At 58.9% G+C, this 23,748-nt stretch carries 19 protein-coding genes; 7 read left to right on the top strand and 12 right to left on the bottom strand.

Annotated elements, in window-relative coordinates:
- Positions 1–27 precede the first annotated feature (27 nt).
- The 5 genes from RHM56_RS09930 to RHM56_RS09910 form a co-directional block, all read right to left on the bottom strand.
- The gene (locus tag RHM56_RS09930) at positions 28–1,203 is read right to left on the bottom strand and encodes a JmjC domain-containing protein (protein WP_322240988.1); all 1,176 of its coding nucleotides are present in this window, start codon (positions 1,201–1,203) and stop codon (positions 28–30) included.
- Entirely contained in the window at positions 1,196–2,257 is a 1,062-nt protein-coding gene (locus tag RHM56_RS09925) for an LLM class flavin-dependent oxidoreductase (protein WP_322240985.1), read from the bottom strand. The genes RHM56_RS09930 and RHM56_RS09925 overlap by 8 nt, the downstream gene beginning before the upstream one ends.
- 403 nt (positions 2,258–2,660) lie before the next feature.
- Positions 2,661–3,827 (bottom strand): LLM class flavin-dependent oxidoreductase, encoded by a 1,167-nt coding sequence (locus tag RHM56_RS09920; RefSeq protein WP_322240984.1) that lies wholly within the window; start codon positions 3,825–3,827, stop codon positions 2,661–2,663.
- Positions 3,828–3,896: 69 nt separating this feature from the next.
- Positions 3,897–6,428, bottom strand: a complete 2,532-nt coding sequence (locus tag RHM56_RS09915; protein ID WP_322240982.1) for a TonB-dependent receptor — start codon at positions 6,426–6,428, stop codon at positions 3,897–3,899.
- A 153-nt stretch (positions 6,429–6,581) separates the two neighbouring features.
- On the bottom strand, positions 6,582–7,802 hold the full coding sequence (locus tag RHM56_RS09910) for an acyl-CoA dehydrogenase family protein (RefSeq protein WP_322240980.1): 1,221 nt from the start codon (positions 7,800–7,802) through the stop codon (positions 6,582–6,584).
- Between the two features lie 276 nt (positions 7,803–8,078).
- On the opposite strand from RHM56_RS09910, the gene RHM56_RS09905 reads away from it, so the two are divergent.
- The 4 genes from RHM56_RS09905 (at position 8,079) to RHM56_RS09890 (ending at position 12,660) form a co-directional block, all read left to right on the top strand.
- The gene (locus RHM56_RS09905) at positions 8,079–9,068 is read left to right on the top strand and encodes an ABC transporter permease (RefSeq protein ID WP_322240978.1); all 990 of its coding nucleotides are present in this window, start codon (positions 8,079–8,081) and stop codon (positions 9,066–9,068) included.
- A complete protein-coding gene (locus RHM56_RS09900; RefSeq protein ID WP_322240976.1) occupies positions 9,065–9,916 on the top strand; it encodes an ABC transporter permease in 852 nt (283 codons plus the stop codon). The genes RHM56_RS09905 and RHM56_RS09900 overlap by 4 nt, the downstream gene beginning before the upstream one ends.
- 16 nt (positions 9,917–9,932) lie before the next feature.
- On the top strand, positions 9,933–10,937 hold the full coding sequence (locus tag RHM56_RS09895) for an aldo/keto reductase (protein WP_322240974.1): 1,005 nt from the start codon (positions 9,933–9,935) through the stop codon (positions 10,935–10,937).
- Between the two features lie 127 nt (positions 10,938–11,064).
- Entirely contained in the window at positions 11,065–12,660 is a 1,596-nt protein-coding gene (locus RHM56_RS09890) for an ABC transporter substrate-binding protein (RefSeq protein WP_322240972.1), read from the top strand.
- A gap of 29 nt (positions 12,661–12,689) precedes the next feature.
- Here RHM56_RS09890 and RHM56_RS09885 read toward each other — a convergent pair whose 3' ends face one another.
- From RHM56_RS09885 to RHM56_RS09865, 5 genes are all read right to left on the bottom strand, one after another.
- Positions 12,690–14,015, bottom strand: a complete 1,326-nt coding sequence (locus RHM56_RS09885; RefSeq protein ID WP_322240970.1) for an MFS transporter — start codon at positions 14,013–14,015, stop codon at positions 12,690–12,692.
- A 68-nt stretch (positions 14,016–14,083) separates the two neighbouring features.
- The gene (locus tag RHM56_RS09880; protein WP_322240968.1) at positions 14,084–15,016 is read right to left on the bottom strand and encodes a 3-keto-5-aminohexanoate cleavage protein; all 933 of its coding nucleotides are present in this window, start codon (positions 15,014–15,016) and stop codon (positions 14,084–14,086) included.
- 94 nt (positions 15,017–15,110) lie between these two features.
- On the bottom strand, positions 15,111–15,899 hold the full coding sequence (locus RHM56_RS09875; RefSeq protein WP_322240966.1) for an SDR family oxidoreductase: 789 nt from the start codon (positions 15,897–15,899) through the stop codon (positions 15,111–15,113).
- On the bottom strand, positions 15,896–16,618 hold the full coding sequence (locus RHM56_RS09870) for a GntR family transcriptional regulator (RefSeq protein ID WP_322240965.1): 723 nt from the start codon (positions 16,616–16,618) through the stop codon (positions 15,896–15,898). Before RHM56_RS09870 ends, RHM56_RS09875 begins: the two co-directional genes overlap by 4 nt.
- Before the next feature lie 116 nt (positions 16,619–16,734).
- Complete coding sequence (locus tag RHM56_RS09865) at positions 16,735–17,361, bottom strand: XRE family transcriptional regulator (RefSeq protein WP_322240964.1); 627 nt, start codon at positions 17,359–17,361, stop codon at positions 16,735–16,737.
- Positions 17,362–17,529: 168 nt separating this feature from the next.
- Here RHM56_RS09865 and RHM56_RS09860 point away from each other — a divergent pair, with 168 nt between their 5' ends.
- From RHM56_RS09860 to RHM56_RS09850, 3 genes are all read left to right on the top strand, one after another.
- Positions 17,530–18,666, top strand: a complete 1,137-nt coding sequence (locus tag RHM56_RS09860) for an FAD-dependent oxidoreductase (RefSeq protein WP_322240962.1) — start codon at positions 17,530–17,532, stop codon at positions 18,664–18,666.
- A 25-nt stretch (positions 18,667–18,691) separates the two neighbouring features.
- Positions 18,692–19,069 carry a Rid family hydrolase gene (locus tag RHM56_RS09855; RefSeq protein ID WP_322240960.1) on the top strand — a complete coding sequence of 126 codons (378 nt, stop codon included), beginning with the start codon at positions 18,692–18,694 and terminating at the stop codon, positions 19,067–19,069.
- Positions 19,070–19,156: 87 nt separating this feature from the next.
- Positions 19,157–20,212 (top strand): hypothetical protein, encoded by a 1,056-nt coding sequence (locus RHM56_RS09850; protein ID WP_322240958.1) that lies wholly within the window; start codon positions 19,157–19,159, stop codon positions 20,210–20,212.
- A 34-nt stretch (positions 20,213–20,246) separates the two neighbouring features.
- On the opposite strand, the gene RHM56_RS09845 is transcribed toward RHM56_RS09850, so the two are convergent.
- Together RHM56_RS09845 and RHM56_RS09840 are read right to left on the bottom strand one after the other, a co-directional pair.
- Positions 20,247–20,414 (bottom strand): hypothetical protein, encoded by a 168-nt coding sequence (locus tag RHM56_RS09845; protein WP_322240956.1) that lies wholly within the window; start codon positions 20,412–20,414, stop codon positions 20,247–20,249.
- 208 nt (positions 20,415–20,622) lie between these two features.
- Entirely contained in the window at positions 20,623–23,430 is a 2,808-nt protein-coding gene (locus tag RHM56_RS09840; protein WP_322240954.1) for an RHS repeat-associated core domain-containing protein, read from the bottom strand.
- Positions 23,431–23,748: the final 318 nt, after the last annotated feature.

Below are 23,748 nucleotides of genomic sequence, written 5' to 3'. Positions count from 1 at the left end.
AGCTCGCTCCTACACTGGGGTTGTGGGTTAGCGGGGCACCAGTTGGCGCAAGGCATTGGCTTTGACCAGTAGCTCCAGCAATTGGCGTACGTCGCCGGGCGCTATGTGTGGCATTTGCTCGGCAAGGGTCTGAAGGTTGAAGGCGGTGGTACGTTGTTGTAACCATTGGATGGCAGTCAGCAGCGCAGCCGGAATTTCGCTGTCGAAGGTGATGCGTGAACGCCAGTCCTGATCCAGCGCACTCACTTGCAGGCGAATGCGCGATTGGGCACTGGCCACTGCGTTCAGGCGCGAACCGGGCACCCGCAACAAGTGGGTACTGTCCACCGGCGGCGCTGTACTCCAGCTCAGAATTGGCTGTTCAGCACCTTGGCTCAAGCGGGTCGCCAGTTCATTAAGCAACGGTTTTAAAGCGCTGCGGTGTGCCTGCGTTGAGCCATACAGCGGCAATCGCCAACGTACATCGCCGAGCAGCCAAGGCTGTAACCAGCCGAGCAAGGCCTCGGCCAGCACCTGCGGGCGTATGACAATGCTCAGTGATAGCGAGGGTTCCTGCGCTTCGGTGCGGTGCCAGGTGCCGCGCGGCAGGTACAGCACCGAGCCGGGTTGCAGGTCGAAGGCTTGAAACGTCGCGCCGTCGGGGTCAGGAAACCCCTTGCGCGCTTGTTCGTAGAGGTTTTCGACGGCCACCATGTCCGGGCCAAATTGCGCGCCGTAAGGCAACGGGATTTCGCTCATCGGCGCGACGTGGAAGGTTTTGCGCCCCAGTAGCTGAAGGGAGATGACGTCTTCGGCATCGTAATGGCACGACACGCCGTCATCTCCCGCCGAGGCAAATGCACTGAGCCGGGCACAGCCCGGTGCAACACCGAGTTCTCGTTCCAGTGCGCGCAAAAATTCCGTCGCGCCGTTCAGCACTGGCTCAACGTCCTGCAGAAAAACGGTGAGCCCCAATTGCAGCAAACTGGCGGCGTTGGCACGGCTGTCGAAGGTCTGCGGCGAACGCAAGCCGCGCCCAAACGACAGCGGCCCTCGGTAGGCATCTGCCAATTGATCAGGTTGTTGCAGCAAGGACTGGCAAAACAGCTCTGGCAGCCGGGTCAATGGGCCGTGCTGGACCCGGATTGTCGACGGCCAGGCTGCGCCCTGCTCCGTAAAACGCTGGGCGCCGAACAGCTGTTGCAGCAGGCTGGTTTCAGGCATGCCGGGCCACGGCTGCACGCACCAGCGGGATCACATCGCGGCCAAAGGTCAGGGTGTCGGGTACCGGGTCGAAACCGCGGATCAGGAATTTATCGACGCCCAGTTTGTGGTACTCCAACAAGGCGTCGGCCACTTGTTGCGGGGTGCCCACCAACGCTGTGGAGTTGCCGTGCGCGCCGGTGACGGCTGCAAATTCGGTCCATAAGCGTTGGTCCAGCACTGCGCCTTGAGCGGCTGCATCGCGCAAACGCTGTGAGCCAACGTTTTGGTGCAATGCGGGGGCGGCCGGGTATTTGGCTTTGGCGGCCGCCAACAGTTCACGGCTGCGGGCCCATGCGGCTTCTTCGGTATCGGCGACTAAGGGACGGAAAGCCAGAAGGAATTTGATCTGGTCTTCGCGCCCGTATTTGGCCGCTGCCTTGCGCACGTTGGCGATGGTTTCGGCGGTTTGCGCCAGGGACTCACCCCACAGCGCATAGACTTCGGCATGCTGGCCGGCCACGTCGAAGGCGGCTTGCGAGGAGCCGCCAAAGAAGATCGGAACTCCGTTGGTTTGCCAGGGTTTGACGGTGGAATGTGCGCCTTTGAAGCGGTAGTAATCACCCTGATGATCGAACGGGCGGTCGCTGTGCCAGACCTTTTTCACCACCGTCAGGTATTCGGCGGTGCGCGCGTAACGTTCGTCGTGGGCTAGGAAGTCGCCGTCGCGCTGTTGGTCTTCGTCGGTGCCGCCGCTGATGATGTGTACGGCCAGGCGGCCTTCGCTGAATTGGTCGAGGGTGGCCAGTTGCCTCGCGGCGACGGTCGGAGCGACGAAGCCTGGGCGGTGCGCGAGCATGACGCCCAGGCGTTCGGTGTTGTGCAGTACAAAGGCGGCGATTTGGCTGTTGTCGGGCCAGGTGGCGAAGCTGCCGATCAGCAGGCGGTCGAAGCCGTTGGCTTCGGCGGTGTGGGCGAGGTGCTTGATGTAGGTTTTGTCGATGATCGGGCCGGTGGCTTCGATGAGTTCTGCGCCGCTGCGGCTGCTGGTGTGGCCTATGAATTCGAGGCTCATGGTTTTCTCCTGGTTGGCATTGTTCTGGTTTTGTAGTCGCTGCCGAAGGCTGCGATCTGGCGCGTAGCGGCAGCGCTTTTCTGGATTTCTGTGTGCATATCCATTTGGTGCTTAACGGCTTTTTACGGGTTTCGCCCTTACGGCGAGGCACTTTTGTCAAACAGCCACAAAAGTTCCCAAAAAGGCCTTGCCCCTGCGTACGGCCTTCGCTTCGCGAAGGTTCCCTCGCTCCGGTCCCGCTCCGTGGGCACGCCGCGACGGGCCTTCCATGGCCCGGCGCGGCTCTCCCGGCATCCTTGCCGGTCGACCCACTCCGCGAAACCTACACTCGGCCTGCCGAAAGGGGCGGGTAGATCAAAAGCAAAAGCCAGATCAAAAGCAAAAGCCAGATCAAAAGCCTGCGCTATAGCCTTAGTCCTGCTTGTTTGAGTAAGGGCAGTATCCGTTCGCCAAAATGTGCCAGGTCGACGGCGAAGTCGTGGAAGTTGAGTTGTACGCCGTCGATGCCGGCGGCTTTGAGCGCTGTGAGTTGTTGGACGACTTGTTCGGGGGTGCCGATGATTTCGATGTTGCCGCCCAGTCCAAGTCCGGTGTTGCGGGTGCCTTCTGCTCGGCCGCGCCAGGCGTGGGCGTCGCTGGCGTAGGCGCTGGGGCTGCCGAATGCGCCGGGGACTTTGTTGCCGATGATGGCTTCGAGGTAGTCGCGGGTTTCTTGTTCGGTGTCGCGGCTGACGATGATCGGGTTGATGACGGTGCGTACTTCTCGACCAAACTGGCGTGCACGCGTTTTGATTTTCTGTATGTGGGCCGGGATGTCTTCGAGGGTCTCGCGGATGCCAGCGCCCGATGAGTTGGTGATGAATACGAGGTCGGATTGGCTGGCTGCAAAGTCGATGCCAGCCTCGGAACCGGTCGCGGTGACGAGTACCGGACGCCCGTACGCAGGTTTGGGGGTGATGTAGCCGTCTTTGATTTTCCAGCCGTGACGGCCTTCGTAGGTGAAGTTTTCGTTGCTGTTCCACAAGGTGTTGAGCACGTCAAACAGTTCGCCCGCCAATTGATAGCGCTCGTCGTGTTCGACTTGTGGACGGCCGAACATTTCATGCTCGATGGGTCGGTGGCCCGTGACGATGTTGATACCCCAACGGCCCTTGGCGATGTGGTCCAGGGTGGCGCCGTATTTGGCGAGGTGCAGCGGGTGCAACGGGCCGTACAGCACGTGAATGGTCGAGATCAGCAATATGCTGTGGGTGATGGCTGCCATGGCGCCGAGGGCGATGAAGGAGTCCAGCGAGGCTTCGCCGTCGTAGCCGCCCTTGGGCAGCCACTGGGTACGGCTAAAGGCCAGTTCAAAGCCCAGCGCTTCGGCTTGCTGGACGATTTTGGCGTTGTAATCAAACGTCCAGGTGTTGGACGTCGGGTGGTTGCTGACCCGAATGTCTTGCATGTTGAGGAACACCCCCAGCAGCAAGGGCTGTTTGAGCGCTTTGCTCAAGGGGCTGTCGGCAAAGTCTTGCGGTGCCGGGAAGGCAGCGCGCTCAAAGGTGTGATTGACGTGGGGCTGAGCCATTTCGATATCCTTCTCCAGGCGAAGTAAAGGCTGGCGCGCAGCCGCTGAAGAGCGGGCGCGCCAGGGCGCTTACCAGAAATAGTCGAGGCGTGCGTAGTAGTACGCGCCATCCACGCCGTAGGGTGAGTACCAGCTGTAGGCCGGGTCATCGACGGGCATGAAGTAGTAAAGCTTGGCTTGTTCGCTGAGTTGTTCTGGGCGTTTGTTGAAGATGTTCAAGCCACCCACCGAGACCTTGAACTGGTCGCTGATGTTGTAGGCCACGTCCAGGTCGGTGATGTAGGCCGGTTTGACCTTCTCATCTCGGTTGGCGTTGTAGTAGCTCTTGCCGGTGACAGCCGAGAAGCGCGACTCCTTGATCGCCACTTCAAAGTCGTCAATGAACCAGGTGTGCGACAGCGAGGTTTTGTTTTTCGGGAAGGCGCTGGTCAAGTTGCCCTGTTTGTCGCGCCCGAGCACTTCCACTCCGGTGCCCGCCAGCGAGTCCGGCTCGTTGATGCTGCGAATTTCTTGCAGGCTTTGGGTGCTGGTCAGGGTCCACTTGCCACGGCCATAGGGGCCATATTCAGCACGGTAATCCGCCACCAGGTCGATACCGCGGGTACGGGTGTCGGCGAGGTTGCCGTAGTAGGCGACGCTCTGGTTGGTACTCAACCCGGCCTGGGTCAGCAAGGCTGCAATGTTCGGATCATTGACCCCGCTCAGCGCGCTGGTCTGGAGGATGCGGTCCTTGATGTCGATCTGGTAGAGGTCGACGGTGATGTCGAGGTTCTTCAACGGCGTGGCGACAAAGCCAAGGCTGTAGTTAAGCGACTTTTCCGGCTTCAGGTCTTTGGAACCCAAGGCGACAGCTGCGGCTGAACCCGGCGGCGCATAAGTGGTGATGGTCTGACTGAGCACGCCAGTAATCGGGTTGGCGCTCCAGGCCGAGGTGCTGGATGAGAAGTGCTGCTGTTGCAACGATGGCGCACGGAAGCCGTTGTTGACCGCGCCGCGTATGGCAAAGGTCGGGGTCAGTTGATAACGGGTCGACAGCTTGCCGCTGGCGGTGTCGCCAACGTCACTGTAATGCTCGAAACGCCCGGCCACGCTCAGTTCCCAGTCACTCGTCAACTTCTGGGTGAAGTCCACATAGCCTGCGGTGTTGCTGCGATCCCAACTGCCGGCTGCCTCGGGGCTGAAGCCGCCCCACCCGGCCGACCCGGAACTCGGACGCTTGCCAGCGTTGGGCGAACCCGCCGGGTAGATGTAGCCGCCGTCCGCATAGGAGGCGTATTCACCCTTGCGGATCTGATAACTGTCGATCCGGTATTCAAGGCCGCTGGCCACGTGCAGCGGGCTGTCAAACCAGCCGGTGTCAAACGAACGGGTGATGTCGAGGTTGTTGGTCCACTGGCTGAAAATCGCTTCGCCGTTGTCGATGTCGGTCGGGCTGGCCGGACCAAACGAGGCGTTCAGCGAGTCGTCGTTGTGGTAGTGCACATCATTGCGGCCATAACTGGTCGAAGCGTCCCAGTCCCAGCCCAGTACATCTTTGCCTTTAAGGCCGAACACGCTTTGATAGTCGTCCTCGACTGAACGGAACTTGGGCAGGAAGCCATCCGGGTAGATCTCAGGAATGTTCTGCGCCGAGTTGGCCGTTCGATAGGTGCCAAAGCCGGTGGAGTCGCGATGGCTGAAGGTGGTGAACGAGTAGAAGTCCAGCGCGTCGTTGAGCGGCAGTTCCGCGTTATAGGCAAAGTTGTAGGTCTGGGCGCGCGGCTGGCCCATGATCTGCCGGTTGCGGCTTTCGCTGAATTCGCGCGGGTCGTCGCCCGAATAGATTTTGGTCCGGTCGGGAACCGCACCCGCGACGTTGCTGGTTTCCTGGATTTTGACGTCACCGCTGACGTTGAAAAAACCGTCGTTCGGCAGTTCAAACCCTTGGTTGAAGAGTGTTTGGCCGGTAGCGCCAAAGTTGCCCTTGTGCCCCACCCGCTCGCCGTATTGGCCGTATATCGCGCTGGCCTGGCCACCACTTTTATTGCTCTTGAGGATGATGTTGATCACCCCGGCGATGGCATCCGAGCCATACAACGCCGCCGCACCGTCACGCAGCACTTCGATGTGATCAACCGCGCTGACCGGGATCAGGTCAAGGTCGACCGGCGATTGACCGTTAGAGGTCGAAGACGACTGGTGAAAGATTTGCGCCGTGTTGTGCCGCCGCTTACCGTTGACCAACACCAATACCGAGTTGCCGCCCAGGCCGCGCAAGGTGGCCGATTTGACGGCAATCCCGGTGGCGCCGGTAAAACCCGCGTCGTTGGTATAGGAAGGCACTTGTGCGGCGAGGGCATCACGCAAATTCTGTTTGCCGGATCGGGCCAGGTCGTCAGCGCTGATCACATCAATCGGTGCCAGGCTTTGCGCTACGGTGCGCGATTCGGCCCGAGAACCGGTGACCACAACCGTTTCCAGTGAGTTGTCACTTTTGCCGCTGTGCTCGGTACTGCGCACGGGGTCATCGGCGAGCGCCGCTGTACTGCCGAACAATGACATGACACCGATGGACACCATCACACTGAGCGACGAACGAGGGGTATTTAAACGAACATTCATGAACTACCTGCAAACAATCAATTTATTGCTGGCGTGGTGGACGTTCCTGGCCATCTAACAAGGATTAGGAGATGCGGTACCTGGTAAGGGCGTGCGCGCTATTAACAACGGGCCATCACGAAGACAGCACTAATGGCTTACAGCAAGTACAACTTAAAACACCAGCCCTTCGCGAAGATGAGTGGTTGTTTCATTGATATAAAAGTCACCCACTACGCGGGTTTTGTGCAACAACGGATTATGATTCAAGACGGTTCTAATATTTCGCCAATGCCGGTCAAAGTTATATTTTCGCGACGTGGCCGAACCACCGCCTACTTCAAACATCACTTCAGCAGAGCGTAACGCCAGTTTGGCCACCACCACTTGCATTTGTGCATTGCTGATCGAGGCGTCGAGCAATTGTTGGTCCAGTGCCGGGTCGGCATTCAACAGGGCCTGAGAACTGTCATCGAGAATACGTGCCGTGTGGGCAATCAGCGCATCCACGGCGTAAACGTTGGCCGCGATTTCACCGACCACCTGCTGCACGAACTGATCGTCACGCGCCACCTCGGCCGGGCTGTGCATGGCGGCCCGCGCCTGTTTGCGCACATAACCCAGGGCGTCTTCACGGATATTGCGCACCACGCCCGCCGCACAGGCCGCCAAGTGCAATTGGCGCAAGGTTGAGCAATGACGGCCGACATCGGCGTTGTGGCTGCGGATTTTCAGTTCGCTGGCGAACACCTGCACGTTGTCCAGCAACACCCCGCCGCTGGCCGTCAGGCGCTGGCCCATGCCGTCCCAGTCGTCGAGTACGTTGATCCCGGCACGGCCAGCGGGCAGCAGCACAGAAATCATCTGGCCCTCGTCGTTGGTCGCTGAAAAGGACAGAAAATCCGAATAGGCAGAGCCGGTGGCGTACCATTTTTTACCGTTTAAACGGTAGTCATCACCCTCCCGGGTCAAACGCGTGAGGATAGTGCCCAGCGGCGCGCCGACTTCGGTGTGAGCCCCGGCAAACAGTTTGCCGTCGAGGATTTTGTTGACGTAATCGCGTTTCTCGGCGCTGTCCGGGCTGTGAATGACCGCTTCGGTGAAGTTGAAATGCGAGCGCAATGCATGGGCGACGTTGGGGTCGGCGCTGGCCAGCGCGGCGATCACTTCGATGTAGTCGCTGACACTGCCGCCCGGCCCGCCCAGAGCCTGTGGAATGCGCAAGGCACCCAATCCGGCTTCGCGGATCAAACGGAAGGCAGTAAACGGCAACTCACGTTCCAGGTCACGTTGCGAGGCGCCTTGGGCAATCTCTTCGACCAGGGCCGGAACCCGCCCCAACACGGTGTGCAGGCCTGCAGAAGAGCGGACATTAATAGTTTGATTAAGCGTCACACTTGCCTCAACTAACGAGCGTATTAAAGTGTTCTGCCCATTTAGAGCAGAGCTTATAACTTTTTGTATTTTACGGAACTTTACCCAAACCACGGGTTTGGCTGGAGGCCGACAGTAATCATCCCTCGCCCGTCCGTCAATCATTGCTACTTGGCTCGCGTATACCTTTTTTATCTATGCTTAGAAACGCAAAGCGCATAACAATAGAACTTTTTCATTTGTTGACAAAGGTTATAAGCACCCCGTTAATAGCGGCGCACTTAACGGGCTAACACAATGAAAATTCTTCGGGCATTAAACGCTGCATTCTGGCGTGCGCTGTTGCATACCTTGCCGACCCTGTTCGGTATTCTTTTAATCAACTTTCTATTACTGCAACTGGCGCCCGGCGATGCCGCCGATGTGATGGCCGGTGAATCGGGGTCGGCCACTCAGGAAAGCCTGGCAGCGCTGCGCAGTCAATTTGGGCTGGACCAGTCCATCGCATTGCAGTTGTGGCATTACCTGAGCAACCTCGCGCACTTTAATCTGGGGTACTCGCCGCGTTATGGCTCGTCGGTCGAAACCCTGATTTCCCAACGCCTGGGCACCACGTTGACCCTGATGCTGCTGGCGCTGTTTTTCTCGCTGCTGCTGGGCATTGCGCTGGGCATGTTGATGGCCCACTGGCAGGGTCGCTGGCCAGATCGCGTGTTGTCGGTGTGCTCGCAATTTTTCTATTCAGTGCCGGGGTTCTGGATCGGCCTGATGCTGATCGTGGTGTTCTCGGTCAAGCTCGGCTGGCTGCCCACCGGCGGCGCGGGCACCATTGGCGCCGACCTGCACGGCTGGCCGGCGCTGCTCGACACCTTGCGCTACATGGCCCTGCCAGCCAGTTCTCTGGCGCTGATCTATATCGCTATTTATGCGCGCCTGACCCGCGCCTCGATGCTCGAAGCCGGGGCCCAGGACTACGTGCGCACTGCCACGGCCAAGGGGCTTTCGCCGTGGGTCATTACCTTTAAACATGTGCTGCGCAACGCCTTGCTGCCGATCACCACCCTGGCAGGCCTGCACTTGGGCGGCATGCTCGGGGGCGCGGTGGTGATCGAAACCGTGTTCAGCCTGCCCGGCCTCGGGCGGCTGGCCTACGACGCCGTCATGGCCCGTGACTACAACGTGTTACTGGGCATTTTGCTGATCTCGTCCTTGCTGGTGATCGTCACCAATGTGCTGGTGGACGTGTTGCAAAGCTGGCTCGACCCGCGCATCAGGAGTCGTCGATGAGCACGCCACGCAGTGCGGCCCTGCGCCGCTTTATGCGCAACCCGACGGCGATGGGCGGGCTGCTTTTCCTGCTGATAATCGCCGCGCTCGCCTTGCTGGCCCCGCTGCTCTACCCCGGCGATCCGCTGGCGATGGAGGCTGACGCGCTGCTGTGGCCGGGTCAGGACTGGCACTACCCGCTGGGCACCGATGCGCTGGGCCGCGACTTGATGGCCGGGGTGGTGCATGGCGGGCGCGTGTCACTGCAAGTCGGGGTGCTCGCCAGTCTGTTCGGGGTGGTGCTGGGCCTGAGCATCGGCGCGCTGGCCGGTTACTTCGGCGGGCGTGTCGACTATGGCCTGCAACGCCTGATCGAGATTTTCCAGACCATGCCCAGCTTTGTATTGCTGGTGGCCTTGGTCGCAATTGCCCAACCCTCGGTGCCGACCCTGATTTTCGCCATCGGGATCATTTCCTGGCCCACCGTCGCCCGGCTGGTTCGCGCCGAAGTGCGCTCGATCCGTGAGCGCGAATACATCCTCGCGGCCCGCAGCGTCGGCTACACACACCTGCGCATCATCGTCTGCGAAGTACTGCCAAACATCCTGCCGACACTGATCGTGACCGCATCAATTATGGTCGCCTCGGCAGTGTTGATGGAGTCGGCGCTGTCGTTCATGGGCCTTGGCGACCCCAATCAGGTGAGCTGGGGCAGCATGATCGGCAGCGGGCGAGAACAAATCCGCACCGCTTGGTACCTGACCGCCATTCCCGGCCTGGCGATTTTCCTCACGGTGCTTGCATTCAACCTGCTGGGCGACGGCCTGACCGACGCCTTGAACCCCACACTGGCCCAAGGCCGACATTAACCCAGGAATTTATCCCATGGACTATCGCTATCTGGGCCGCAGCGCCCTCAAGGTTTCACCGCTGACATTGGGCAGCATGATGTTCGGCGGCCCGACCGATGAGACGACGTCGCAGCGCATCATCGCCAAGGCCCAGGATCAGGGCATCAATTTTATCGACACCGCCGACGTTTACCATGACGGCAAGTCCGAAGAGGTGGTGGGTCGGGCGATCCGCGACCAGCGCCAGCACTGGGTGCTGGCCACCAAGTTCGGCTATTCGCGCGCCGGGCGGCCTAACGTGGGCGGGCAATCGCGCAAGTGGATCATTCAATCGGTGGAAGACAGCCTGCGCCGCCTGGGCACCGACTACATCGACATTCTGTATTTCCACCACGCGACCTTCGACGCGCCGCTGGGTGAGGGCGTGCGTGCCATCGCCGACTTGATCAAGCAAGGCAAACTGCGGCATTTCGGGGTATCGAACTTCCGTGGCTGGCGCATTGCCGAAGTCGCGCAACTGGCCGACGAACTGGGCATTGACCGCCCGGTGGCCAGTCAGCCGCTGTACAACATCGTCAACCGCACCGCCGAAGCCGAGCAGATCCCGGCAGCCAACCATTTCGGCCTTGGTGTGGTCACCTACAGCCCGCTGGCCCGTGGCGTGCTGACGGGTAAATACCAGCCCGACGTAAAACCGGACGCCGACTCGCGGGTCGGGCGCAGCGACAAGCGCGTGCTCGAAACCGAATGGCGGCCGGAGTCGCTGGTGGTGGCTCAGCGCATTCAGGAACACCTGTCCGGGCGCGACATCACCCCGGCCGATTTCGCCCTGGCCTGGGTGCTCAACAACCGTCAGGTGACCTCGGCCATCGCCGGGCCGCGCACCGAAGCGCAGTGGGATGATTACCTGCGCGCGCTGAACGTGAAGATCACCGCCGAGGACGAAGCCTTCATCGACCAACTGGTCAGCCCCGGCCACACCTCAACGCTGGGCTTTACCGACCCGGGTCACCCGGTAGAAGGCCGAACCCCTCGTTAACCATTCATCTAAGAACTGCACACGCCCCCCCCTGTAGGAGCGAGCTTGCCTCGCGATCTTTTGATCGTTTAAAAGATCGCGAGGCAAGCTCGCTCCTACACGTTAAGTCTTGCCTGCGGACACTCCCATGACCCTGACCCGACGCCAGCTACTGGCTTACACCAGCGCCACCGCTGCCCTGCTGCAACTGACACCACGTTTTTCGTATGCCGACGACACGCCGGTACGTGGTGGCACGCTGAAACTGCACATCGCCATCGAGCCGCCAATTTTGGTCAACCTGACGCATACCGCAGGGGCCGCGGTGTATATCACCGGCAAGGTCACCGAAGGTTTGCTCAACTACGACATGGACCTCAAACCCCTGCCGCAGTTGGCCACCGCCTGGACTGTGAGTGAGGATGGCCTGGCCTACACCTTCAGCCTGCGCCAGGACGTGAAATGGCATGACGGCCAGGATTTCAGCGCCGATGACGTGGTGTTCTCGCTCAATACCCTGAAAAACTCGAACCCGCGTGGCCGGGCAACGTTCGCCAATGTGGCAAGCATTACGGCAATCAACCCGCATTTGGTGCAACTCACACTCAGCAAACCGGCGCCGTACCTGCTGACGGCGTTGGCTGCCTGCGAGTCGCCCATTGTCGCCAAGCACGTGTATGGCGAAGCCCGCCCCGAAACGCACCCCAACGCCAGCGCGCCGATTGGCACAGGGCCGTTTGTGTTCAAGGAATGGGTCCGTGGCAGCCATGTGATTCTTGAGCGCAACCCCAACTACTGGGATGCGCCCAAGCCTTATCTGGACCGAATCATCGTGCGCTTTATCGCCGACTCGGCAGCCACCGTGGCTGCGCTGGAAGCCGGAGAAATCGACATCTCCACCGGCGGCGTACCGCTCAGCGATATTGAGCGGATCAAGATCAATCCGCGCCTGAGCATCGAAGACCGTAGCGAGCCGTACATCAACGGCATCACCCGCGTTGAGTTCAACCTCGACAACCCGTACCTGAAACAGCACGCCGTGCGCGTTGCCATCGCTCACGCGATCAACCTCGAATTCATCCGCAAGACCATCTTTCTGGGCTATGGCCAGCCGCTGTACGGGCCGATCAGCCCGGACATGAAAAACTTCTACGCCCACGACCTGCCGCGCTATGCCTTTGACGTAGCCAAGGCCAACCAACTGCTCGACGACGCCGGTTTAGCCCGTGATGCCCAAGGCGTGCGCTTCAAACTGACCCTCGACCCGCTGCCTGGCCCGGAAACCTATCGACGCACCGCCGATTACATCAAACAGGCGCTGGCCAAGATCGGCATCCAGGTGACCTTGCGCTCCCAGGACTTTGCCACCTACGTCAAGCGCGTCTACACCGACCGCGACTTCGACTTCACCCTCAATGGCATGAGCAACCTGTTCGACCCCACCGTAGGCGTGCAGCGCCTGTACTGGTCGAAAAACTTCCAGCCCGGCGTGCCCTTCTCCAATGGCGCGCACTACAACAACCCGCAGGTCGATCAACTGCTCGAAGCGGCAGCGGTGGAAACCGACGTACAGAAGCGTTTCGCGCTGTTCGCCGAGTTCCAGAAAACCGTGGTTGAAGACTTGCCCGACTTGGGCATATCGACCTTGGTCAACCCGATTGTGTATGACAAACGGGTCAAGCAATTCTTCGTCGGGGCGCAGGGATTGGTAAGCAATGCGGCCGAGATTTTTATCGCATCATGACCCCGTAGTCGCTGACGAGGAACGAAGCGTTAAACGCCTTCTGTGGCGGGTTGCCCAGCGATGGTCTTGGGCTTTGCCGATTCTTGCCCCTGACGTAAACGCAACGCCGCCAGTGCAGCCACCACCAGCACCACGGCGATGACTTTCAAGCCATTCATGGCATTGCCGGTGCTCATTTCGATGGCGCCCATGACCGACGGCCCGACAAATCCGCCCAGCAACCCGCACGCGTTGACGAAGCCCAAGCCACCGGCCAATGCCACGCCTTTGAGCCGTGAAGCCGGATACAGAAAGATGATCGACTGCACCACAAAGAACATCACCGCCGACAGGCAGAAGCCCATCAGGCTGAACACCGGCCCGGACACCGCGGCAATGCCCAGCCCTGCGGCCATGGTCAGCAAACCTGCGACCAGCATGCTTCGGGCTCGCCGGGCGGTGGTTGCATAACGTGGCAAGAACACCGCGCCCACTGCCGCCGCTATCCACGGCAACGAGGTGAGTAACCCGACGCTCATGGTGCTCATTTCACCATATCGGCTGATGATGCTCGGCAGAAAGAAGATCACCGTATAGACCGTTATCTGATGGCAGAAGTAGACAAAAATGGCCAACAGGATTTGCGGCGTCAGGCACTGTTTAAACGAGTGGCCACTCTTGCCGGCGCCCTCCTCTGACTCCTGCGCGATGCGCTGCTCAATGCCCCGCGCCTCTTCGGCCGAGAGCCACGGCGCTTTGCTTGGACGGTCTGGCAATTTGCGCCATACGACCCACGCGAATGCGACAGCGGGCAGGCCTTCGAGCATGAACATCCACTGCCAGCCGTGCCAGCCCAGCATGCCGTCCATGCGCATCAAGGCTGCGCCCAGCGGACCGCCAATGATGTTGGCAAAACACACGCCCAGCAGAAAATATCCGGTCGCCCGCGCCCGCTGTTCACGGTTGAACCAATAGGTCAGGTACAGCATCACACCGGGGAACAAACCCGCTTCGGCAATGCCCAGCAACAGGCGCAAGACATAGAACGACGTCTCACCTTGGACAAACGCCATGGCCGCTGAAATCAAGCCCCAGGTCACCATGATCCGGGCAATCCAGAAGCGCGCTCCCACTTTGTGCATGATCAGGTTGCTGGGTATTTCCGACAGTGAATAGGTCAGGAAAAACAGCCCCGCTCCCAGGCCATAAGCCGCCGCCGAAATACCCAGGTCAACGTCCAATTGGTGCTTGGCCAGGGCAATGTTGGTGCGATCGAGAAAGCTCAATACATAAGCGGCAATCAACAACGGCATCAATTTGACGAACATCAGTTTGTTCAGCACCCGCTCATCGCGAGGTGCAGCTTGATTACGCATGGTGTTATCCCTTTTTTGTTGTTGTGCGGGATGGACATGGCCGCGCGATGGCGCGGCCTGCTCGCGATTTAGAAATTGACGTTGTAACGGCCCTTGAGATCGAGAATCTCGCGCGCTTCGTCCGGCGTGGCCACGCGCCCGCCCAAGGCTTCGATCACGGTGCGGATACGCCGTACCTGATCGGCATTGGACGTCGCAAGTTTGCCGGGGCCGTCCCACAGCGAATCTTCCAGCCCGACCCGGGCATTGCTGCCCATCGACAGGCCCATGGTTGCCAGTGGGATTTGCCCGCGCCCGGCACCGAGAATCGACCATACGTAGTCTTCGCCAAACAGGCGGTCAGCCGTGCGACGCATGTGCGCCAGGTCTTCTGGGTGGCCGCCAATCCCGCCCCGCAGACCAAAGACCGACTGGATGAACAGCGGCGGCTTGATCAGTCCGCGCTCCATGAAGTGGGCCGCGGTGTACAGGTGGCCAATGTCATAGCACTCGACTTCAAACCGGGTGCGGTTTGCGGCGCATGAATTGAGGATATGGGCAATGTCACGGAAGGTATTACGGAAGATTCGGTCGTCACTTTCTTCCAGATACGGGCGCTCCCACTCATGCTTGAACTCGGTAAAGCGGTTGAGCATTTCGTACAAGCCGAAGTTCATCGAACCCATGTTCAGCGAGGCCAGCTCCGGCTGAAATTGCAGCACCGGTTGCAGGCGTTCCTCGACGCCCATGGTCGGCGCGCCGCCGGTGGTGAGGTTGATCACCACGTCGCTGGCCGCCTTGATCTGCGGCAGAAACTCGGCAAATAGCGCCGGGTCCTGGCTGGGGCGGCCGTCGACAGGGTCACGGGCATGCAAGTGAACAATGGCGGCGCCAGCCTCGGCAGCCCCAATCGCGGCCTCGGCAATTTCTTGCGCAGTAACGGGCAAATAGGGCGACATCGAAGGCGTGTGAATAGCCCCGGTGACGGCGCAGGTGATGATGACAGGACGTTTTTTGGACATGACGATTCTCCGACTTTTATTCTTATGAAAAAAAATCCCGGGTGTTTCGGTGTGTGCGTCGTTGGCGACCAGCGCCAGTTGCTACGTCAGCGGCTTACAGGTACTCGACGTTACCGTCGACACTGATGGCCTGGCCGGTCACATTGCGTGCGGCAGGTGAACAGAGAAACAACGCCATGGCCGCCACGTCTTCGGCGCTGACCATACGTTTAAGGGAGATTTTGTTGAGGTATTGCTGGCGCATGTCGGCTTCTGGCACGCCGACCTGCTCGGCGCGGGCGCGGATCACGCCGTCCATGCGCGGCCCTTCGACAATGCCGGGCAACAGGGCGTTGACACGAATGTCACTTTCACCCAACTCCGATGCCAGCGACTTCATGAGGCCGACAATCGCCCATTTGGTGGCGGCATAAGGCGTGCGCCAGGCATAGCCGAGGCGGCCCGCCACCGAGGCGATATGCAGCAAATGAGCCTGTGGCGATTCTTTGAGCAACGGCACAGCATGGTGCGCGAAGCGATATTGCGCCGTGAGGTTGATCGTGATGGTGGCCTGCCAGTCAGCATCGCTGATGGCGTCAATACCCCCGGTAGGCCCAGCGATACCGGCGTTGTTGACCAGTACATCGAGGCCACCAAAATGCTCACGCTGAACCTTGAAGACCGCCTCGATTTGCGCCGCGTCACTGACATCGGCACGGGTCGCAACCGTGCCAGGGTATTTGTCGCGGAACGCCGTCAAGGCAGGCTCGCTCACATCACACACATGCACCTGAGCACCGGCCTCCAGATACGCTGCCGCCAACACCTCACCGATCCCGGCAGCCCCGCCAGAAATCAACACGCGCAAACCGGGATAAGGCTGCAACCGTTGTAAGACACTCATGCACGTTTTCCTCCAGAAACAGACGACCGCGAAGGGCCGTTCTTGACGAGCAGACGCGCCAGTGAATCGGCGGCCTGCATGATGTCATCGGTCACTGCGGCGCGAGCACCGGCGCCATCGCGGGCGGTCAACGCCTCGACGATGCGGGTGTGGGCTTCCATCGAGCGCTGCAAGTGAGCTTTATCGGGGGCGACCAGGGCAAAACAGGGGCCCATGTGCAGCCAGAAATTCTCCACGGCGGCCATGGTCAACTCGGCTCGGGCCACCGCATAAATGCGTCGGTGAAAAGCGAAGTTGGTCCACAGATAACGGGACACATCCACTTGATCTGCCGCAGCTTGCATTTGCTGGCACAGGTCGGAAATGTCAGCGAGGTCGTTTTTTTCCAGCAGCAGAACGGCCTTTTCTGCCAGCAACCCTTCGAGGGCAACCCGCGCATCACGAATTTCGCGCAGGCGGTCGACCGTCATCAGGCGCACTCGCAAACGCGAAGTCTCGGTGACTTCAAAGGCATTTTCGGCACTGAGGCGTTGCAGGGCTTCGCGCACTGGCATGGGACTGGAGCCGAGGGCTTCGGCCAGACCACGGATGGTCAGCTTTTGGCCTGGCTGAAAGCGACCACTCATCAAGGCTTCGCGGATTTGGCGGTACACCTGATCTTGCAGGGTATCGCGAGAAACCTGGCGCAAGGCTGGGAGCGGGACTGAGCCGTGTGTCATGAGTCAAACCTGTGTTGTCGTTCTTATGGGCCTCAATATGTGATCACAAATCAAATATGTCAAATAATTTCCCTACAAAGTTCACAGCGAATGCTTACGTGGAACACAGAAAAGACTTACTCGGACATCACCACCATGACTTCAGCATCGGCACCGTTTTCAGCCTCAGAGAGGTAGATATGACCGATGCCGCTGTTGAAATAGGCCGTCTCGCGCGCACCGATGCTGACTGATTCTCCGGTTTCAAACTGGATGCGCACACGCCCGGAAAGCACGAGCGCAAATTCTTGTCCGGAGTGGCGGATGTAGTCTTCGAACTGACTCATCTCGCGGGCAAATACCCTCACATACATCGGCGCCATGCTGCGCCCGGGAAAGTCCCCCGCCATGGGGTGGTAGTCGTAGTTGCCGGTGCTGTAACCCGCTGCGCTATCGAGTGCGGTGCTGACCACGGTGGGTTGCACCGCCTCGCCCTGCTCGCGGTCGGGGTTGAACAATTGGGCGATGTCTACGCCCAATACCCGGGCGGCGGCGGCCAGCTTTTCGTAGCTGACCGAGACTTGCGCCAATTCCATTTTCGATAAGGTCGAAAGCGCGACACCGGAACGCTCGGACAGTTGTTTGAGGGTCAATTTCTGGCTTTTTCGTATGGCCCGCAAACGAGCGCCAACCTGCGTACGGTCAATCAACGGATGGGAATGGCCTGGGGAGTTCGAGGCGGAAGGGACGTGATCAGCGCTCATGCGGACTCTCTATCGAGCGAAAGGAGGTGTCTGGAACGGTATCCAGATAAGGGCTGGAATATTACCTCACGCAGAAGGGTTGACTGTTAAATTCTCATATCCTACATTTCTCGCATATGAGAATTTAAAGACGCCTATCAGGGCGCTTCTCGATGGAGAGAGATCGGCATGCACGACAGCGAATGTTTTGACTACGTCATCATCGGCGGCGGTATTGCTGGAGCATCGCTGGCCTGGCGGCTCGCCGCACATGCCAGTGTTGCCGTGCTGGAACGCGAAACACAGCCGGGCTACCACTCCACCGGGCGCTCGGCAGCCATGTTTATGGAAGCCTACGGCACGCCGCAGATTCAGGCGTTGACCCGCGCCAGTCGCGCTTTCTACGAACAACCACCCGAGGGCTTCACAGAGCATGCGTTGCTGGCGCCGCGCGGTTGCCTGTATGTCGCCAGTCATGAGCAGCAGGCATTGCTCAAGCACACCTTTGAAGCCAGCCATGACCACGCCGCCAATCTGGCGTTGATTGATACCGAGCAGGCACTGGCACTGGTGCCTTGCCTGCGCCCGGACGTGATCGCGGGCGCCCTGCTCGAAACAGCCGCCCGCGATCTGGATGTGCACGCGCTGCACCAGGGTTTTCTGCGGGCCATGCGCCGCGCCGGTGGCGTGTTGCAGTGCAACGCTGAGTTGAGTTCGGCCACCCGCGAAGGCGGTTATTGGCAGGTGTTACTGACTGACGGGCACCAGTTGCGCGCACGCAATCTGGTCAACGCTGCCGGTGCGTGGGCCGATCAGGTCGCCCTGCAATGCGGTGTGCCGCCTGTTGGTTTGCAACCGTGTCGGCGTACGGCATTCACCTTCGACGGCCCGTCAGGCATGGATTTCTCGCAATGGCCCGCAGTGATCGGGATTGATGAACGCTTTTATTTCAAGCCGGACGCCGGTCAGTTGCTGGGCTCGCCTGCCAACGCCGACCCGGTCCCGGCGCACGATGTGATGCCCGAGGAACTGGACATCGCCACCGGGATTTATCACATCGAACACGCCACCACCTTGAGCATCCGCAGACCGCGTCATAGCTGGGCAGGTCTGCGCTCATTCGTCAGCGACGGCGACCTGGTGGTCGGCTGGGACAATCACCGCGAAGGTTTCTACTGGCTGGCTGCTCAAGGTGGCTACGGAATTCAGTCGGCCGCCGGGGTCTCGCAACTGGCCAGCGCGCAGTTGCTCGGCCAACCCTTGCCTGAAGCATTGCGCTGCCAGGGCGTCGAGCCTGAGCGGCTGAGCCCTGCCCGTTTGCGTTAATCCGATCACACCAAGAGGTTCTCCCATGTCTGAGCGTCTACAGCGTTACCCGAGCCACCTGCCCTACCCGTTTTCCAAAGCGATTCGGGTCGGCGATTTTCTGTTTCTGTCCGGGCAAGTGCCCATGAGCCCTGAAGGTGAAGTGGTACGCGGCGACATTCGCGTGCAGACCGAAGCCGTGATGACACGCATCAGCGAGACCTTGGCCGAATGCGGCGTGGGGTTTGATCAAGTGGTCAAGGCCACGGTGTGGCTGTCGGACATGCAACATTTCGCCGGTTTCAACGAGGTCTACTCACGTCACTTCAACAACGGTTTCCCGGTGCGCTCCACCGTTGGCGCCCAGCTCGCGCTGGGGGTTGATGTCGAAGTCGAAGTTCAGGCCTGGCTCGGCGCCAGCTGAACCAACGCGCCAACTATCAATGCGCTGCCCCGCAGGTCGCCGGTGAGCACCTGCTCCAAGCATAAAAATAAAGAGAGGGAAGTCGTCATGAAAGAAAGTCTGAAAATCGCCGGTGCGTTTGTGGGCGTGATAGTGGGTGCTGGTTTCGCTTCCGGTCGCGAGCTGTTGTTGATGTTTGTCGGGTTCGGCGTGTGGGGTCTGGTGGGCGCAGTCGTCAGTGCAGCACTCTTCACCTTTCTCGGTATGGCGCTGGCGGGCATGGGCAGCCGCTTGCACGCGACCTCGCACAAAGATGTGGTCTATGCACTGTGCGGACGCTTTCTGGGGTCCTTTGTCGACCTGATGATTACCTTCTTCATGTTTGCAGTCACGGTCGTCATGCTGGCGGGCGGCGGCGCCTTGCTGGAACAACAATTCGGCATTCCGGCGATTGCTGGCAGCGTGATCGTGACGCTGATCGTGGTCGCCGTGGTGTGCCTGGACGTGCACAAGGTCATCGGCATGATCGGCGCCGCCACGCCCTTTCTGATTCTCGCAGCCGTTGGCGTGGCGCTGTATGGCGTGGCCACCCGCGATCAAAGCTTCGATGATCTCAACCAACTGGCCAGCCAGCAGGCGTCCGGGGCCAGCCACTGGTTGCTGGGGGCCTTGTTGTACGTCTCGTACAACATCGTTGCCGGGGTGCCGATACTGGCGATCATGGGCGGCGCTGCCAAATCCGAAAAACAGGCCGTGCTGGGCGGCATCCTCGGTGGCGCAATACTGGGTTTGCTGATGCTGGTCATGAGCCTGGGGCTGCTTTCACGCCTGGACACGGTGGCCGATCTGCCGATGCCGATGCTGTCGATTGCCACTGAAGCCTCGCCGGTGCTGGGCCTGATCATGGCCGTGATCATTTTTTGCATGATCCTCAACACCGCCGTCGGCACGCTCTATTCCTTTTGTGCGCGCTTGCTGCCAGCGGGCACACGGACGTTCCGCATGGGCTCTGTCGCGGCCGGGGTCGTTGCCTTTATCGGCAGCCTGGTGGGGTTTATCAGCTTGGTGGGCCAGGTGTATCCGCTGTTCGGTTACCTGGGTTTCCTGCTGATTGGCGCCGTGGTGATTGGCTGGTTCCGAACGCGCCGACTCGTGACCGCCTGACTGTTTAGCCAGACCCGCAGCGGGCAGAAAACGCTTATTTTTTGCCCGCTGTTCTAAACAAAGGCAAGGCCAGAAACAGCAGCCCGCCGCCCAGAAGACTGGTGCCAAAACTGGCATGCCCGGCAACGATCATCCCCAGCCCCGCAACAACCCCTGCGCAACCGACGATTCGAATATTTTTATCTGGCGATTTCAATTCCATTCTTTAAGCACTCCCTTTGCGATTGCTGAACAGCCTAGCAAAACATGGCGCTGCCTCGCCAGAGCAGGTGCAGGCTGCAATCTTTTGGCCTTTGAAAGATAGCGCCTGCAAGCGCCAGGATGAGCCTAGCCGCCGACCACCTATACGTCACCCAGCTTTCAACCAGCTACGGCCCGGCGCGCCTGAGTGAGTTGTTCTATACCTCTTTCTATCTAAGTCCATGGCTAAGTTTGCCCGCTGAGAGTGACATTGCTAGCATGGCAACCGAATCGGCGTTCATTCTAAGTATTTTTTGCCTAATACCAGGATATGAAACACTCTTGCCATTTCCCATGAGTTCCGGATGAACCAATTTAAATGATGAATTCAGACGTTTCTCTCTAATTCTAACCAAGCCTTTAAAAATATCGCCATCACGAGTACCATTAGCTATTGAATTTAAATTACTAGACAACGCCATCAAGGCATTACTTGCTTCATCTATAGGCGTGTCGACCCCCACCCCCGCAAACCCCATATCTACATATAAAAAATCATGCGTTCCTTGATAGTGGGAAAGCTCATGAATAATCGTTGCTGCGGATTTTAGTACATGATCACCCTCTAGCCTTGCCATATTCATAAAAACTCTGCGCTCTGAATCTCCTGTATAAACAAAAGCTCGCACGACGGGCCTTGTTCCATATTTTTCAGCTTTTAGGGTTTTAGAGAGGGGTTTTACGAAGACAAACGACTCCATATCCGCATCATTCCGAATAGCCGTCAAATGGTCATCAACACCCTTATAAACACTTTCAAGATAAGCCATTGTTTCCGGGTCCTCCCCTGAGATAACACTATTCATTATTGTCATACTCTCGGGAGTTACATCAGCGCTGGCTGTATAAGCTCTCACTATATCAAGTGCTTCTTTAACGGCTATGTGCGCCAGTTCGACAGCGTTTATCGCACGCTCTGCGTAGGCCGGACTTATCTCTCTGAGTTTTACAAGTCCGCGGCTTGAAATTTTATAATTACATTTGGCAGCTTCTTCATACTCATCATTCACTCCCCAGCAGCAAAGTCCTGATAAGTCATAAAAACCCACTGGGTTATTTCGTACAAAACAGTACAGATTCAATCCATCAGCATCCCCTGACGGATCCGGATTAATCCACCGCTGCAACCACGGCGCGTAATAACGGAGTCCGTAATAATACAACCCGGTCGCATCCCGTTCTTTACCCGAGTATCGAATGACTTTGTAGCGGCCTTCAATTGCACTTTTCGCTGCCCACCAGGCCGTACCGCCGTAGGGGTAGTAACTTTCCTGACTTAACAACTCGCCGGCTTGATCCAGTTCCAGCGTGCTGCTGCCCAAATGGTCACTCAAGCTGTAACGCAATTGATCATTATCAATGCCTCTGCGACGGCCTGCCTCCCAGTGCAACAAACGCACGCCATTGCGCCCCGCTTGGGCGATCACTACGTGCAATCGCTCGCCTGTCGTGCGGGTGCGGATCTCAAGCCCCGGCAGATAAAGCACTTCACTGATGTGCTCGCCACCACGGGTTTTGGCGCGACGCACTTTGCGCGCACGCTGCCCGCCGCCGTCATAGACGTAGGTTTCACTGTCGTCGTCCCGGCCATCCGGCGCGTCGCGCTGCACTTGGGTGACTAGCTGCAACTGATTGCGACTGTCCCACTGCATAAGTTGACCCGGTACCAAGGCTTGTTGATTGCCGTTGGTATCAAAGGCGTTGGCAAAATCTATTGGTGAATCGTCCTTGAACAGGCTGCGATTGCTGCGTGTGTCGACGACCATTTCGCGGGTGTAAGCATTGCCAGCCCCTGCATCGTGCTTGAGTTGAGTCAGGTTGCCGCCGCTGTCGTAGCTATAGGTCTGGCTGTAATTGCGCCAACAGCTCTCATCTATCGCGCCAAAGATCTCCAGCCTTGGCAGGCTCGGGCCGATGGTCTGACTGGCGTTTTCACGACCGGTAGCGCGGGTTAATTGATAGAGCGTGTCATAGGCATACGTACTGACGGCCTGAATACGCTGCCCAGCAAACCATTGCACCGGCTGGGTCAGGTCTTCAATGTGCACGATATTGCCTACCGGATCGTACTGGTAGTTCAAGTCTTGCAGTGTTTTGCCCGTCGAGGTTTTGGCCTTCAGGTTTGATAGCAGGCCGCCCTGCGGGGAGTAATACGCCGTGGTAGTGACGTCATTGCCTGCCTGCTCAATTTCTACGTGGCCAAAAGCGTTGTAGGTCGTGCTTTTGAGTAGCGCGACGCCGTCAAGCCAGGACGCAAAGGGCTGGCCCGCAATATCAAACTCAAAACGCTGCACATGTTCAAGCGCATCGATTTGCTCGATGACCGCGCCCAGCGCATCGTGCCGCCAGTGGGTGGTGTACGGGTTGCCTTCCAGATCTTTTTCAGACTCAGGCCAGTGAGATGGCGTCAGCACTGCGCAGAATTGACGTGCCTCGCTCAGCGGCTGTCCGGTGAGTGCAAATGCCTCATGCCACAGACTGCCCGCCTGATCATCGTGTCGAAGCAGTTGCCCGCAGCGGTTGTGACGGGCGCTTTCCTCGTCGACGCCCGCATAGGTAAAACGCTCCACACACAGCGACAGCTCATGCTCAAACACACTCACCGGTCGCAGGTGTTCATCGTAGGCATAGCTGCGATGGGTATCGCGCCCATCCCAGCTCTCACGCAGCAGCCCGGCAGCGTCATGACACGCGAGTCGCCAGCCAGCATCCACACTCTCTGTCAACAGCACTTGGCCACTGAGGCTATAGCGTGTGGATTGGTTGGGTTGAGCCCCGGCTTCACTCTCACTCAGCTCAAGCAAACGCGGGTCCCATTGCTGAGCCAGTTGCCCCCGAGCATTGAACACTTGGCGCTGGACTCGCTCTGCGATAACCGCCTCAACTTCCCGTCGATGGTAGGCAATGCCACGCACAGACAAACCGCGTGGATCAAAGACCGTGAGTGAAGGTGTGTGTTGATGCAGGGAACTGGTCATGAGCAATCTTCAAAGTAAGAGGTAGGACTCGGTCGTTGAAAAAGGTCGCGTGCGATTTATGTATGAGCCAATTAATGGCGTAAAGCCAATCCTGTTTTGAATTTGACGAAGAGCGATGCGTCACTTCGCCGGCAGCTTGAGCTGTCTCAGTATAGGTGCACGAGTGGGTCAATAATGTGGCTACGAACCACGTGATGTGGTTTTGTCTCAGTTCATATGACTTGAAAAGGACCATTAATTACGCGTGGGGACGATCATCATTGTGCGTCGCTACACCTATCTCTTGCTGCTTGATTGCCCTAATCGCTGCAACTAGAT

This window comes from Pseudomonas sp. CCC3.1, assembly GCF_034347405.1.
GTDB lineage: Bacteria > Pseudomonadota > Gammaproteobacteria > Pseudomonadales > Pseudomonadaceae > Aquipseudomonas.
This window is presented reverse-complemented; position numbering and strand designations above follow the sequence as displayed.